This is a genomic window from Bifidobacterium porcinum (assembly GCF_055378475.1).
The window spans coordinates 219,316-234,146 of the sequence record NZ_AP029603.1 but is presented as its reverse complement, the minus strand read 5'-3'; the positions used below and the strand labels follow the sequence as shown (position 1 = coordinate 234,146).

Genomic DNA, 14,831 nt, shown 5'->3' with positions numbered 1-14,831 from the left:
CGCAGGTTTCGCCGTCACGACCGCATCAGTAGCTGTATCAGCAGCCGCTTTCGCAGTCGTGTCCGCGTTCACATCCAACTCGCATCCGCAATCGCATCCGCGCCGCACGCAAACATCACCCGTGCGAATCCAAGCGCTCGCGGACGGTATCGTTGATAGTCAGGGGGAAAGGAATCAGTATGCCAAGAATCGTCGAAGCCGCTGGAGGTATCATCTACCGCCCGCAACAAGCCGCATCGGGCGTGATGAAGTTCTCCGATGACGGGAGGCTGCCCGTCGGGTCGAATCCCGCATCAGCGCTCGACGCCATCGAAGTATGCGTCGTGCATCGGCCAAAATACGATGACTGGAGCTGGCCGAAAGGCAAACTGGAGAACAACGAAACCCACCGGCACGCAGCGGTACGCGAAATGGGCGAGGAATCCGGCGTCGCCGTGGAATTGGGGGCGCTGATCGGGGACATCGAGTACCCGCTGGCGGATGAGGGACGACGCAAGCGTCGCGTGAAAAACAAAACCGTCGACCAGAAACATGTCGTGTTTTGGATGGCGACGCCAATCACCGAAGAAGCCGAAAAGCGCCGTCACACAGCGCTTGGCCCGGTTCTGCCTGCGGACAAGGACGAAATCGACACGGTGGTGTGGGTGCCGGTATCCCGCGCGCGCAAACTGCTGACCCATATCCTCGACCGCACGATTCTCGACAAGTTCGTGGCTCTAGTCAAAGCCGGCGCAGCGCAAAGCCGCACGCTGCTGATCGTCAGGCACGGCAAAGCAGAGGCGCGCAAACAGTGGAAAGGGTTGGATGGCGACCGCCCGATTACTCCGCGTGGAGCCGCGGCTGCATTCGCACTGAACCGCGAGCTGGCGTGCTACAGCCCCGACCGTCTGGTCAGCTCCCCGTGGCTGAGATGTATGCAGACCATCGAGATTTTCTCCTGGCAGACCGGCCTGACCGTTGACATGGCCAACGAGCTGACTGAGGATGCGTTCGCCGAGAACCCTGATGCGGCATGGCAGCGGTTCCGTAAGGAAATCGACCGAATGCTGGACACTGGCATGGACACAGCCATCTGTATGCACCGTCCGGTGATCGGCGGCATGTTCACTCATCTGCGCGGGATGTGCGCGTCCGAGGCTTTGGCGAAACGGCTCATCGCGAAATCGCCGTATATGCCCACCGGCAACGCGATTGCCTTGGCTATCATCGAAACGGGCGACGGCCCGAAAATCATCGATATTCAGAAAGTGAGCCCACTTGTCTACTGACTCCTCCAGTTCCGGATCAATCCAATCCAGCAGATCGGGGTTCCTCGCCTCACCGTCAGGCTCGGCGCGGCCAGCCCGTCCGGCGCAGCTCGACCCGGCGATTTTGGACCATCTGGGGGGCGGTCTCGACCCGGAGGTCATCAGCGAGATGAGCCACGCTTCGGCGGCGGCGCTGCTTGACCGCGTGCACCACACCGAAGATCCGCAGATTGTGCGGCGTGTCATCACACTTGTGGACACAGAAGGCGTGGATATCATCGCGCAGCTGTGGAGCAATGCAGAGCCAGATTCCCTGCCGGGTATTCTGTGGCGCCTGTATCTACTGCGCACATGGATGCAACGCAATCGTGAGCAGATAGCGCGATTGTGGCGGCTCGGCGAACCGGTGGCAACCACGGCTTCCGCCATTGTGGGAGTCGATGAGACGCCGGATGCCGAGGATATCGCCCGGACCGCGGATTCCATTCTGTCAGGTGCATTCACCGGTGATTTCGCTGTGGCACTGGACCGGGCGAGCGCGTTCACCGATGTCATCGCCAATGGGTTGCGTGTTCAAGCGCACCGGATCACCGCGGCGCAGAAGGATGCAGCGGCACACGGCGGGACGCAAGGGGCACAAGAGGCGTCGCACGACGCGCAGACCCGCGCCGCACGGCTCATGCACACCGCGGCGAATCTGCTGACCACGTCGCGCGACTTCCATGAGGGCGCGCACCTGTGGCGTCGAGGGCGGTTGGAGTAACACAACGATTCAGCCCGTGCGGCGGAATCTGCATCTGCACGGAATAGGCACGAATGCGCACGCCACGCCGTGACAGAAAACCTCCGGATACCGCTATACTGGGCTGTGCGTCGAGCCGTGCTTAAGCCCCGGGCTCCATTTGTTGCCGCTGCGAGCGGCGTTTGCGCCGACAGGCGCTTTCACGGTCCGGCGCATTTCTTTCGTTTTCCCTTCTTTGCGACGGCCGCCGAATCACGCATCAACACAGGTTCTGCATCGTCGTCATTCGCCACGCCGTCGGACCGGCTCGCTCAATCACGCAGATGGCGGTAATCTGGGAAGCATGGAATTGCATGTACTCAACCACCCGCTGGTGGAACACAAGCTCACTGTGCTGCGTGACAAAAACACGCCGTCCAGCACCTTCCGCGAACTCATCTCCGAACTCGTCATGCTCGAAGCCTACGAAGCGACGCGCAACCTTGACGTGGTCGACAAGCCCATCGAAACCCCGGTCGCCCCGATGATCGGCAAGCACATCGCCGAACCGCGCCCGATTATCGTGCCGGTACTGCGCGCAGGCCTCGGCATGCTCGACGGCATGACCAAGATGATTCCGTCCGCAGAAGTCGGCTTCCTCGGCATGAAGCGCGACGAAGACAATCCGACCAAGCAGATCACCTACGCAAACCGCCTGCCGGAAGATCTGACCGGACGCCAGTGCTTCCTGATCGACCCGATGCTCGCCACCGGCGGCACGCTGGTCGCCGCGACCCACTATCTGGCCGAACGCGGAGCCAAGGACATCACCGCGATCAACATCATCGCGGCGCCCGAAGGCCTGAAGTTCGTGCAGGAGCAGATCGACCCGAGCATCGCGTTCAAGGTCGTCGTCTGCGCTGTCGACGAGAAGCTCAACGACAAGGCGTATATCGTGCCAGGTCTCGGCGATGCCGGCGACCGTCTGTACGGCGTTATTGACTAGGCAGTGTAGCGGCACAACCACTCACGAAACCTAAGAAAGCCGGGAATCCTCGCTGTTGCAAGGGTTCCCGGCTTCTCGTTTCCTGCGGTCCATTCCGACTGCGGTCCATTCCGACTGCGGTCCATTCCGGCCGGGGGCCATTCAGCCCGGCAGTGATGATGAATCGGCGGTTACGCCTTGTCGGACGCGCGTTCGGGGACGAAGGCCTCAAAGATGTGACGGTCGAACCACCGGTCGCTGATTTCCAGCTCCGCGCGGCTGCGAACTGTCCACGACACGGCGGTCGCGCCCATCGCGCGGGTGGCGCGCATCTGCGGAAGGTCGCCGCCTTGCCAGTCATAGGCCACAAAATCAGGACGACTCATCCAATCGAAACCGAGCAGGCCAGCGAACCAGCCTTTCCAGTCGGACTGCCCCGGCTGCGGCGGCTCGGCGAGCTGGCCGCGGCACACCTCCGGACGGTGCTTCCGATACCATTGCACCGCCGCCGGGTTGAAGGACTCAATCACATACTGGCCGTCATAGCGGCGCAGCAGCTCGTCACCGCGCTGCATCAGGGCTTCGTCACGCTCGCCCCACAGGGAGTTGTCGTCGAACTTGTACTCCACGATCAGCGGTACGCGGCCGTTGACCACACGCAACACATCCGCGAACAGCGGGACATGCTGGTAGTAGCCGTCCGGCGCGGCTTGCGGAGTGGACGGCTGCCCACCGGCGAAATCAATCCGCTCTGCGGCGGCGTCACCGGGGGCCGCGGGGGCTGGGAACAGCGGGATCCTCGTCAATTCGTCATAGGTGAGGTCTTCGATTCTGCGCGGGTCGCCAGCCACACGCAGCAGGTCGCCGTCATGCACGACCACGACCTGGCCGTCACGGGTCAGCTGCAAATCAAGCTCGATGCCGTACCCAGCCTCACACGCCGCCGCGAACGAAGCCAAGGAATTCTCGGGCGCGATCGGCCCTTCGACCACTGGCGAGCCGTACCCCGCCTGCATAGCCATGCGACGCGACAACGCCACGTATTCGCCGCTTTCCGCAGCGTACTGCTCGGTCAAGCCAGAACCGGCATCATGCAGACCGCGATGCGCGTACCATACCTGCGGCACGACGGGTACGAAATTGTTGCGTTTGTCATTGAACGAACGAGGCGCGATGGCCCATGCCGCAGCCCCGGCCGCGGCGGCGGCACCGACTAGCAGATGCGTCAGTTGCTTATTACCGGACATGTTTCCTCCTCGTGGACATGCTTATTCGAGCCTACCGTACCGGCAGAACCAACGTCCGGGAATCCAGTGAACGCAGCGTAACCATCTGGCAAACCGCAGGAAACCGCGCTGCCGGGCGCCCGCCCAGCGTAACCAGTTTGGGAAGACACACAAAACCAGCCACGCAAACCGACCGCCCAGCGTAACCAGTTTGAGAAGATGCACAAACCAACTACGCAAACACGCCCGCCAGCGTAACCAGTTTGGGAAAACACACAAACCAGCCACGCAAACACGCCCACTAGCGTAACTAGTTTGGGAGGACACGGAGCGCGATGCCGGGCGGGCGGCTCGATTCAGTGCTTCTTTTTGCGGCCTTTGAAATAGATGTCGAACACAATCCATACCGACAAGATGAACGCGATGACATACCCCATGAACCCGACCACGGGGATACCGAAGATAATCGGCTTCATGCCGGCGTAATACACAATCGACGAGCCGATGAACAGCCCGACCACAATCAGCGCCATCGTCAAGCGATTGACCATATCGCTCAGCAGTTTGAACGGCTCATCGAATCCGACGAGCTGCATATTGGCACGCAATTGGCCACGAGTGAGCATCCGTGAGGCGGTTTTCATCTCGGCGAGCGTTTGCAACGCGCCGTGCAAGGCCTTATGTCCCTCAATACCGAGCGTCTGGACCTCATTCTCGATTTCGGCGAGGTTTGTCTTGCTGCTGGCGATGTGCTGGGAGATGATCTCAATCATGTTGACATCCGGAATGAACTCGTCCAGCAGCCCTTCCAGCGTCACCAACGCCCGGCCGACCGTGGTCACCGAACTTGGCACCTCGATGCCGTGCCGTTGGGCGAGCTGGGTGAGTGAGGTGATGAAACTGGCGATATCCAGCTCATCAAGGTCAACCGTACCGTATTCTTCGACAATCAAATCAAGATCCGCAAGCAATTCCGGGTAGTTGTCCACCGCGGTGCCCGTCGTCGCGAACCGCAGCAACCCGTCGGCAAGCGCCGGTGAATCCTGCTTGGCGACAGCGAAAATCATATCCTTCATCACCGTGCGGGTCTTTTTGTTGAGCCTGCCGGTCATACCCAAGTCGATCAGGATGATCTTGCCGCCGGAGATGATGATATTGCCCGGATGCGGGTCGGCATGGAAGAACCCTTCGTCCAGCACCTGGGTCGCGTAATTATCGACGAGTTTGGTGCCGATTTCCTTCAGATCGTAGCCTTTGGCGACAAGCGCGCCCGGATGCGACAGCGAGATGCCGTCGATATAATCCATGACGACCACGTGTTCGGTACACAGGTCCATATATGGTTTCGGGCAGTCCATATAGGCGAATCGCGAGCAGAACCGCTTGAATTCCTGCAAGTTGCGTGCCTCGACCAGAAAGTCCGTCTCCGATTCGAAGGTGTCCCACAGTTCTTCGACGACGCCTTGGAAGTCGACGACCTGCGCGTTGTGCATGATTTTCGTGGCGCTCCTGGCGATGGTGCGCATGATGGACACGTCTTGCGCCATGGTTTCGCGCACGCCTGGACGCTGGACTTTGACGGCCACATCCTGCCCGGTCACGAGGGTCGCGCGATGTACTTGCGCGAGTGAAGCCGAGCCGAGCGGAGTCGAGTCAATAGATTTGAAAATATCTTTGACCGGTTTGCCGTACTCGTGGGACAGGGTGTCCAGCACGGTCTGGTAGGGCATCGGGTCGGCGTTGGCCCGCAGTTTGGCGAGTTCGTCGCAGAAAGATTGCGGCAGAATCTCCGAGCGCATGGACAGGATTTGTCCGACTTTGACGAAGGTGGGGCCGAGCGCCTCGAACATGAGACGCATTTTGACCGGCGTGAGTCCGTGGATTGCGTCGAACTGGTTGGCGATCCGGATGATCTGGTCGAGACGCTTGAGTTTGCCGCGCCGGGTGAGATGGTATTTTTCGGAGAAATCGTTCTTTCGGCCGCTGAACAGGCCGATTTTTTCGCCGGCGTATGTGGGCGCGGCGCCCGAGGTCTCCTGCTGGGGACCATCGTGCGCGAGCGGCGTATTGCCAGGCGAGGCGTCACCAGTCGCGGCGGTTTCTGAGGCGGTGTTGCCGGCGGCGGTCTCACCGGGAACAGTGTTCTCGGAAGCCGCATTGTCGGAAGTCGCGTTGTCGGAGACTGCACCGGGAACAGCACCAGAAGCAGCAGCGCCGGAAGCGGCCGCATCGTCGCTCCGGGATGACGCGCCCTGCGTTTCCGTGTGCTCTTCCAGCTCAGGCGCTACCGGTCCGCCGGATTCCTGCTTCGCGACATCGCGCGATACCTCGTGTTGATCGTCTGCCATATCAGCCATATGCTACTGCCTGACGCCGGGCATGCCACATGCCGCCGTCGGCCCTGCCGCATGTCATAGCACGCGACGAAGGCGGACGGCGGCATGGCAACCGACCGGAGTCAGTCCTTCTTCTCGTCGGAAGCGGGCTTGGTTTCCTCGGCCTTCGCTTCCTCAGCCTTGTGCTTGAGCTCGGCGTTCAGCGCCTTGCCCTGTTCAACGGTAATCTCGCCCTTCTTCACGAGATCATCCACGATTTCCTGGCTCTTTTCGACCGTAGTCGCCAGAGCGCCGACACCTGCGAGGAACACCTTGTGCAGCAGGCCGTCGTTGAAGTTGAAGTCAGCCATCATTACCTCCTTGTATCAGGTCCTTGTACGTCCAACATTACCCCACGAAGTCACGGGCGGGAGGCATGACACTCCCATTCGCGCGTCGCGTAGGCAAAATCCGGCCTGGAATGACGACGACGGGCGCTTCCGCCTTCCATCTGTCAATCCCCGTCTGTCGTTTATCTGGGCCGGGATGCGGCCACAACCCGAGCATGCTGCGCGAAATCGTCGATTCTGCGCAGCTCGGCGGACTGCTGCTCGTCCTGCTGAGGGGAAAACGCGCCATACCGCCGTTCAGCGGCGATTCGAATCAAACCGTCCGCCAGACGAGGGTTCTTCGGCAGAACCGACCCGTGCATGTATGTGCCGATCACGTTGCCGAACCGCGCGCCCTCGGTGTGGTCGGTGCCGTTGTTGCCGGTGCCTTCGGCGTCCACGCGACCCAAGGGCTTGGTGCCACCGGTCAGGAAGGTCTGCCCGGAATGGTTTTCGTAGCCGATGATGTCGCCAAATTCCTCGCTGTGCTCGACCAGATTACCGATCATGCGGTGTTCGCGGCCCACGGTGTACGCACCGAGGATGCCAATGCCGTCAAGCCTGGTGCCGTCCACGGTTTCGAAATACTCGCCGAACAGCTGGTACAGGCCGCAGATCATGAGCATCGGCACGCCGTCCGCGGCGAGCGTACGCAGGGTGTCCGCGCGGGCGAACAGGTCGTCCGTGATTTTCTTCTGCCCGTTGTCCTGTCCGCCGCCGCCGAGGATCAGGTCCACATGGTCCGGCCACGGGTCGCCCTGGTTGTATTCGTGGAGAACCGGGTCGTAGCCGTACAGCGACAGCCGGCGCATGACGGTGAGCACGTTGCCCCAATCGCCGTAGATGTTCATATCCTTCGGGTACAGGGACACGACGTCAATGCGGCGGCCCGGACGCGTGTCGGCCTCGGTATCCGCAAGGTTCCGGGTTGCTTCGTTCATTGCTGGCATGACAAGCTCCTTCATATTTCGCTGATTGCGTCCATGCATGATGGCGATGGCGTCGTTGACGCGGTCATCTGCCGACGCCCGCGTCCGTGACATCGGTGATATGCGAGAGTTTCGCGCGCGTGCGCAGCATCGCCGTGTAGGTGCAATAGATGCGTTTCGGCGTGATCGGGTCGGCGGCGACGAAATCGGCGACCGCCTGTTCGAGATCGGTATCGACATGGCTGACCGGCACCTGGTCGTATTCGAGGCGCAGGGCCATGTCCCAAGCGCGCGTGCCGGACACCGCCGCTACTCCGGTGCCTCGCAGGCCGGTGAAATCAACATCCCACAGCCAGCTCATATCGCGGCCGTCGGCGTATTCGTCGTTGATGATGATCATCGTGTCGTGCCCGGCGGGCGGGAACGAGGCAAGCGACAGGCGGAAGCCCATCGGATTTTTGACCAGCAGTAGCTCGACGGGCGTGCCGCCGACGCTGATAGTCTCGCCGCGGCCGAACGCAGGGGTCACGCGGGACAGCGATGCGATCAGATCGTCATCCGAAGCGACGCCTTGCGGGGTGTCTGCGGTGACCGCGCGCACGACCGTCGCGGCAGCGGCTGCGTTGAACAGGTTGTAGACGCCTTCGAGTTTCACGGATGTGGCGATGTCGTGATCGGTGATCCGGTACGTGGCTTCGTGGTCGCCTACGTGAGTGAGAGTCACGTCGGCATTGAGGCAGTCGGGGTTGTAAGTGGCGGAAGAGGTGGCGGTAGCGGTAGCCGTGCTGCTGCCGGCGCCTGTGGGCTGTGCTCCCGCGGCTTGTACGGCGACGGCCTGCGCTTCAGCAGTTTGTACTTCAGCGGCCTGCATATCGGTATTGTGCATGTCGTCGTCAGACGGGAAATAGCTGCGCAACGCCTGGGACAGGCCGAAATAGCGCACCTGCACGCCCGGCTGCACCTCGCTGGCAAGCCGAGCGATACGCGGATCCTCGCGGTTGAGCACCACGGTCCCGGTGGTCGCGCGCGCCACATGGGCGAGCAGGCGGGCCGTGTTGTCGATTTCGCCAAAGCGGTCAAGCTGATCGCGCATCACGTTGAGCAGCAGCGCGTAGCGGGGGCGAACCTGCCGGACGAAATGCACGGCATACGCTTCGTCAAGCTCCAACACCGCGATATCCGCGTGCAGATGCCCGAAGGTGCTCACCTGGGTGAGCAGGGAGGAGACCACGCCGCGCGTGAAATTCGAGCCGGTCGGGTTCGTGAACACGCGCAACCCCATGTCGGAGAGCATGGAGGCGACCATGCGGGTCGTGGTGGTCTTGCCGTTCGTCCCGGACACCAGCACCACCCCGTACGGCAGCGAGCTCAAGGTGCGGGCGAGAAAACCGGGATCGATGCGCTCGACCACCTTGCCGGGCAGTGCGCTGCCGCCATGATGCAGCAGGCGGGATGCGTGCCGGACGGCCCGGCCGATTGTCGGGGTCGCGAACGCGTACCACGGGCACTTGGGCGCGGGCGCGGACTGGGCGGAATCGACGGGCGCGGCGGAATCCTGCCGTCCGCCCGATACCGGGGAAAGCTGTTGCGCCATGTCATACCTCCTGCTGTTGCTGATAATCCTGCGGCATATCCTTGAACTTCGATGTGGCGCCAAGGAAGGCAAGATGGAACGTTTCTGTCGGGCCGTTACGATGCTTCGCCATGATGATATCGGCCTCGCCGGGGCGATCCTCTTTATCGTAGAAATCCGGGCGATGCACGAGGAACACCACGTCGGCGTCCTGCTCAATTGAACCGGATTCACGCAGATCGGACAGCTGCGGCTTGCGGTCGTTACGCATTTCCGGACCACGGTTCAACTGGCTCAACGCAACGACCGGCACCTCAAGCTCCTTGGCGAGCAGCTTCAAGGCGCGGGAGAATTCGGAAACCTCCTGCTGACGGCTTTCCACCTGCTTGCCGGAACTCATGAGCTGCAGGTAATCGATCACCACGAGTTTCAGGTCGTTCGTTTGCTTGAGTCGGCGGCATTTCGCGCGGATTTCCATCAGGCTCATATTCGGGCTGTCGTCAATGAACAGGGGCGCGTCCTGCATCTTGTTCCAGAAGTTATTCAGCGTGTTCCACCGTTCCGGCGTGATGTCATCCGCTCGACGCAACGCGACCAACGGAATGTTCGTTTCAGCAGAGATGATACGTTGCGCGAGTTCCACGCGGCTCATCTCAAGGGAGAAGATGATAGTCGTCATATTGTGGTGTAGCGAGGCGGAACGTGCGAAATCAACGCCGAGCGTGGACTTGCCCATGGCCGGGCGGCCGGCGACGACAATCATCTGGCCCGGCTGCAGGCCCTGCGTCACGTCATCGATATCGCGGAAACCTGTCGGCACACCACGCTCGACCTCGCCGTTCTGCAGTTTGTCGAGCTGGTCGAGTGCATCATGAACCACCGGGCCGATGGCCGAATAATCCTGACGGACCTTGCCGACGCTCATCTCATAGACCTCGGCCTGGGCCATATTCACGACATCCTCGGCCTGCGAACCTTCCGCCGAATAGCCGAGCTGCGCGATTTTCGTGCCCGCTGCGATCACATTGCGCAAAATCGCGCGCTGATGCACGATTTCGGCGTAATATGTGGCGTTTGCGGCGGTCGGGACGGAGGCGACCAGGCTGTGCAGGTAATCGGCGCCGCCGACCTTCTCGAGATCGCCGTTCTTCATCAGCTCATTCGCGACGAGCACGGCATCGACCGGCTGCGAGGCTGAGAACAGGTCGATGATTGCCTGATAAATCGTCTGGTGCTTCGGCTGGTAGAAATCGGACACGCTGATCATCTGCGAGACTTCGCCGATGGCGTCCTTGCTCATGAGCATGCCGCCGAGAACAGCCATCTCCGCGTCATCGTCATGTGGGGGCACGCGGTCGAACACCGCGTCGCGGACGGGGGTGCCCGTCTCACCCTTCACATAACCGGAAGACCGGCCCGACCGGTCGCTGCGGGCATTGTCCCATGGATTTCCTTCTGCCATACCCATGAGTATAGGGGGATGGATGTAAGGGAATCGCGACCGCGACGCTGAGGGCCGATTGCTCGGCGCCCTTCATTCCTCCACGCCCAGCATCATCCAACCACCCGGTTTGTGAGCCAATCCTCACACAACCCAACACGGACCGGCCAAAACCGCCAACACCCACTACTCAACCACCCAGATTGTGAGCCAATCCTCACACAACAGGGCACAGGTTGACCAAAATCGTCAACCTCGGCACTGCAACCACCCACTTTGTGAGCCAATCCTCACACGGCTGCCCGCCAAGCATTCTTGCCAATCACGCATGGTCGGACATACACAACTACCCAGATGACACCCGACAACACCACAACACCAGACCATCAACCACGCCACGAGTGCCCAGACATACACAACTACCCAGATATCGCCCGCATACAGCTGTCCACCAAGCATTCCCACCGATCACGCATGTCTGGACATACACAACTACCCAGTTGACACACAATCCAACGGACTCCGGAAGCTTACCGCCCAACCGAGCATGCCAAGACATACATAACCCAACAGATATCGCCCGGATTCGGCCGCCAACCACAGATTCCCACCCGTTACGCATGACCAGACATACACAACCCGTCAGATACCACACGGATGCCGCCATTCACCACGGGTTCACGCCCGTCATGTACGGCCGGGCATACACAACCCGCCAGTTTGTCCCAAGATCAATCACAGCCTCCGAAGTCTGACAATCAGCTTGACTGCATCTGAGAGTCCAGTCTGTCGGCAGCACTGGTCGTTCATCTTCAATCCGCCACGCCTGTATGCGGTTTTCATATTGTTCACCTTTGCGACACGCGGATGCCACAAAATGTGGATAGAAAATCGAGTTATCCACATTGTGGGGATAACCGTGTGGATAACGTATGTGATTATCCACATATTGGGGATAATTCTGTGGATAGCTTGGGGACAATCCACAGCCGCCGCAATATCGATTTGCATCTGCTCCATCAACGTGCTACAAGGAGCAACTCCAATGACGCGCGCTTCTACTCTGGCGACCTCCTGCGACCAGACATCCACAAACACGCATCAGCATCCGCTTGCCTCGACGATCACAACAAGCGTTCGGATTTTTTCACCGGCGTCAGAAATTCCGAGCGCAAGGAAAGTCGCGAAGCGCTGACAAGGCGAAACAGAGTAAGGCAGCACGAATATGACGGGACATCGCAGTTCAAGACGAGGTGAAACCCGCGGAATCTGGAACGACGAACAATACGTCAATCTAGCCGCAGCTTTTGGGCAGACCGATTCGCGCCGCATGATTCAGACCGGCGGGAGCAAGCCCCTGTCTCACGGCTGTTCGCAGCATATTCGACATCACTCGCATCACATACGACCATATATTCGGATTGTTGGCGCCAACGTCAGAAATACCGGATGTAGTGGGCCATCGGGGCGACGGATGCAGGATGTAGGCAAGGACAGGTGTGCCAGTGCGGCCGGTCTGACCTGATCAGACCGATCCAACCAAACCGACCCGATCAAACCGACCCGATCAAACCAGCGAACCGCGGACACGGTCAGCGTCCCATCGCCTCGCGCGCGGCCTGGTACATCATGCGCACAGTCGCCTCGCGCCAGCGCGACCAGCCGTACTGCTTGGTGATCGCCTCGCCGGAGGTGGCACCCAACGACGAGCCGTCCGCCCGCGTCAGGTCGAACAGCATATCCAGCAACACCGGATCGTTCTCAACACGCCCAGCAAGCTCGCGGCCAACCGCGGGATCCTCCGGATCCTTGCCCGTAGCGAATTGTGAGAGCGTCAGATGCTCGCGCACCAGCAGTGTCGCCCGGCTGACCACCTGGTCGTCGAAGCCCATACGCCCCAAGATGACCGGCACATGCCTTGCGCCCTCTGCCGCATGGTCGCGTACGCCCGGACGCTTGCCGATGTCATGCAACAAACCAGCCAACAGCAGTGTCGCGTATTGTGTGTCGTCGTAGCGCATGCCGCTCGGCGCCTCACGTCCAAGCCGTGAGACGACTTCGATCATATGGCGGTCAATCGTATAGCGGTGCGCCGCAGACGCGGACGGCCGGTTGCGCACGCCCAGCCACTCTGGCATCCACCTGCCCGGCAAATCAACGAAATCAAGCTCCTCCCACACCGGCGGCAGTGCCTGACCCGTGGCCAAGAACCGGATGAACAGTTCGCGCGTCTCGCGGTCCCAGCTTTTATCGGTGACCGGGCAATGCTTGAGATTCAGCAGGGTTGACGGGTTAATCGGCAGGCCGTATTCCGCGGCCGCCACCCCGACACGTAACGGGAGGGTCGCGTCCCGGCTCGGATCGACACCCACGGCTAGGGCCACCTCCTGCTCATGCTCGACCACACCGGGCGCAATAGTCTTGAAAGTCGGCGCCTCACGTTTGCCGCCCGCCCGGGGCTGGAACATCTGGAAGAACGCGAACCGCGGTTTTTCATGGGTGAGCGTGTGCCGTGCGTGCGAAGCCGTGGAATCCAACGAGAACGCAATACGACGGCCCAGCGTGGCCAGCAGGGTTTGCAATCCTTCAACCGCATCCGCCTCGCGCTCGCCTTCCGGCAGGGTCGGGTCGGCCAAGCCGAGCATCGCGGCGACTTTCGGCTGGTAGGCAGGCAGCAGCAAGTTGGTTTCCTTGCCGGCGACCACGTGCAGGCAGTCGCGCACATCTAGCAGCCGTTCAACCGCCTCGTCATAGGAGCCGTGGGGCCGGTCGGCAAGCCAGGATGCCGCAAGCGCGGACACGAGCACTGTGTCGCGCAGGCCGCCGCGAGCCTCTTTGATATCAGGCTGGTTCAAGTACGGGAGCCTGCCGAACTCCTCAAGACGTGAGGACGCCGAATCAAGCAACTCCTGCAATCGTTTGCGCGCCGCTTTTCGCCAGCGTTCGAGAATGGATTTCGCCGTTTTCTCGATGAGTTCGGTGTCCCCGGCGACCGGCTGCACGAACAACCATCCCATCGCGGCAGGCAAATCATGGTCAGTAACCGACTCGCACTGCTGCCGGGTGCGGACCGCATGGTCGAGGTCGAGACCGCTGTCCCACAGGGGGTACCACAGTTTGTTCGCCAGCTGGTTGAGCTGGTCGTCTTTCAACGTGTGCGGCTCGACCATGAGCACGACGTCGATGTCGGAGCTCGGGCCGATCTGCCCGCGCGCAAGAGAGCCGACCGCGGCAAGACCCACACCGTGTTCGGGCACGTCGAAGGGCACGGATTCGACCGCTTCCTTCCACAGTTCGCACAGGCTGGTCATCGCGATTTGCGTACGCTGCTTGCGTTTGTCCTTGCCGCGACGGTAGACGCCGTCGGCGTCCGGCTTGCTGACGTCCATGAAGCGTTGTTTCAATCCATCAACCGCAGAAGCCATATCCCCTCCAAACGAGCCATATTCCCCGCGATTTGGGCGGACCGCGTATCAGACCGCGACCCACCCCGCACGTGTGACGAATGCGCTTGGCGCACCGCCCGCCAACAGTCCGCTTGAACCTCGACGGGCGTATAAAGAATCCCCGCACTGCGCCAGCACGTGCGGGGACCTGTCTTATCAATACCCGACCGTCAGCGCCGCGGCAAACAGACGAAACCGCGACACCGGGGACGGGAGCTTTCAGATGGCGGCCGAACCGGTTTCGCCGGTACGGACGCGCGTCACGGAGTCAAGAGGCGTGACCCACACCTTGCCGTCGCCGATGGTTCCGGTGCCCGCGGACTTCACGATCACACCGACCAGCGTTTCCGCGTCGGCATCGTCGGAGAGCACTTCCACGCGAATCTTCGGGATGAGATCCACCGTGTACTCGGCGCCGCGGTAGACCTCGGTGTGGCCGCGCTGGCGACCATATCCATTGGCTTCCGAGACGGTCAGGCCATGCACGCCCGCAGCAGCGAGCGCTTCCTTGACATCATCAAGCTTATGGGGCTGAATAATAGCGGTAATAAGCTTCATC

General features: G+C 61.1%; 11 protein-coding genes. 3 read left to right on the top strand and 8 right to left on the bottom strand.

What is annotated here, in order from left to right; translation table 11 throughout:
• The first annotated feature begins 179 nt into the window (after positions 1-179).
• From ACZ41G_RS00875 to upp, 3 genes are all read left to right on the top strand, one after another.
• On the top strand, positions 180-1,268 hold the full coding sequence (locus ACZ41G_RS00875; protein ID WP_033506618.1) for an NUDIX hydrolase: 1,089 nt from the start codon (positions 180-182) through the stop codon (positions 1,266-1,268).
• Positions 1,269-1,287: 19 nt separating this feature from the next.
• Positions 1,288-2,010, top strand: a complete 723-nt coding sequence (locus ACZ41G_RS00870) for a hypothetical protein (RefSeq protein ID WP_193350185.1) — start codon at positions 1,288-1,290, stop codon at positions 2,008-2,010.
• Between the two features lie 322 nt (positions 2,011-2,332).
• Positions 2,333-2,974, top strand: a complete 642-nt coding sequence (gene upp / locus ACZ41G_RS00865) for a uracil phosphoribosyltransferase (protein WP_015449741.1) — start codon at positions 2,333-2,335, stop codon at positions 2,972-2,974.
• 170 nt (positions 2,975-3,144) lie between these two features.
• On the opposite strand, the gene ACZ41G_RS00860 is transcribed toward upp, so the two are convergent.
• The 8 genes from ACZ41G_RS00860 to ACZ41G_RS00825 all read right to left on the bottom strand — a co-directional run bounded on the left by ACZ41G_RS00860 (position 3,145) and on the right by ACZ41G_RS00825 (position 14,830).
• Positions 3,145-4,200 carry a glycerophosphodiester phosphodiesterase family protein gene (locus ACZ41G_RS00860; RefSeq protein ID WP_464145415.1) on the bottom strand — a complete coding sequence of 352 codons (1,056 nt, stop codon included), beginning with the start codon at positions 4,198-4,200 and terminating at the stop codon, positions 3,145-3,147.
• A gap of 335 nt (positions 4,201-4,535) precedes the next feature.
• Positions 4,536-6,527 (bottom strand): ABC1 kinase family protein, encoded by a 1,992-nt coding sequence (locus tag ACZ41G_RS00855; RefSeq protein WP_464145413.1) that lies wholly within the window; start codon positions 6,525-6,527, stop codon positions 4,536-4,538.
• A gap of 110 nt (positions 6,528-6,637) precedes the next feature.
• Positions 6,638-6,865 carry a phasin family protein gene (locus ACZ41G_RS00850; RefSeq protein ID WP_015449738.1) on the bottom strand — a complete coding sequence of 76 codons (228 nt, stop codon included), beginning with the start codon at positions 6,863-6,865 and terminating at the stop codon, positions 6,638-6,640.
• Positions 6,866-7,026: 161 nt separating this feature from the next.
• A complete protein-coding gene (locus ACZ41G_RS00845; protein ID WP_464146300.1) occupies positions 7,027-7,824 on the bottom strand; it encodes a type 1 glutamine amidotransferase in 798 nt (265 codons plus the stop codon).
• A 73-nt stretch (positions 7,825-7,897) separates the two neighbouring features.
• Positions 7,898-9,406, bottom strand: a complete 1,509-nt coding sequence (locus ACZ41G_RS00840) for a MurT ligase domain-containing protein (RefSeq protein ID WP_464145411.1) — start codon at positions 9,404-9,406, stop codon at positions 7,898-7,900.
• Position 9,407: 1 nt separating this feature from the next.
• Positions 9,408-10,847 (bottom strand): replicative DNA helicase, encoded by a 1,440-nt coding sequence (gene dnaB, locus ACZ41G_RS00835; protein ID WP_081966536.1) that lies wholly within the window; start codon positions 10,845-10,847, stop codon positions 9,408-9,410.
• A 1,571-nt stretch (positions 10,848-12,418) separates the two neighbouring features.
• A complete protein-coding gene (locus ACZ41G_RS00830) occupies positions 12,419-14,251 on the bottom strand; it encodes a [protein-PII] uridylyltransferase family protein (protein ID WP_464145409.1) in 1,833 nt (610 codons plus the stop codon).
• 240 nt (positions 14,252-14,491) lie between these two features.
• The gene (locus ACZ41G_RS00825) at positions 14,492-14,830 is read right to left on the bottom strand and encodes a P-II family nitrogen regulator (RefSeq protein WP_015449732.1); all 339 of its coding nucleotides are present in this window, start codon (positions 14,828-14,830) and stop codon (positions 14,492-14,494) included.
• Position 14,831 lies beyond the last annotated feature (1 nt).

Excerpts from the sequence above, each read along its gene's own strand:
- ACZ41G_RS00845 (WP_464146300.1), bottom strand. The coding sequence starts at position 7,824 with ATGAACGAAGCAACCCGGAACCTTGCGGATACCGAGGCCGACACGCGT.
- ACZ41G_RS00850 (WP_015449738.1), bottom strand. The coding sequence starts at position 6,865 with ATGGCTGACTTCAACTTCAACGACGGCCTGCTGCACAAGGTGTTCCTC.
- ACZ41G_RS00830 (WP_464145409.1), bottom strand. The coding sequence starts at position 14,251 with ATGGCTTCTGCGGTTGATGGATTGAAACAACGCTTCATGGACGTCAGC.
- ACZ41G_RS00875 (WP_033506618.1), top strand. The coding sequence starts at position 180 with ATGCCAAGAATCGTCGAAGCCGCTGGAGGTATCATCTACCGCCCGCAA.
- ACZ41G_RS00860 (WP_464145415.1), bottom strand. The coding sequence starts at position 4,200 with ATGTCCGGTAATAAGCAACTGACGCATCTGCTAGTCGGTGCCGCCGCC.
- upp (WP_015449741.1), top strand. The coding sequence starts at position 2,333 with ATGGAATTGCATGTACTCAACCACCCGCTGGTGGAACACAAGCTCACT.
- ACZ41G_RS00840 (WP_464145411.1), bottom strand. The coding sequence starts at position 9,406 with ATGGCGCAACAGCTTTCCCCGGTATCGGGCGGACGGCAGGATTCCGCC.
- dnaB (WP_081966536.1), bottom strand. The coding sequence starts at position 10,847 with ATGGCAGAAGGAAATCCATGGGACAATGCCCGCAGCGACCGGTCGGGC.
- ACZ41G_RS00855 (WP_464145413.1), bottom strand. The coding sequence starts at position 6,527 with ATGGCAGACGATCAACACGAGGTATCGCGCGATGTCGCGAAGCAGGAA.
- ACZ41G_RS00825 (WP_015449732.1), bottom strand. The coding sequence starts at position 14,830 with ATGAAGCTTATTACCGCTATTATTCAGCCCCATAAGCTTGATGATGTC.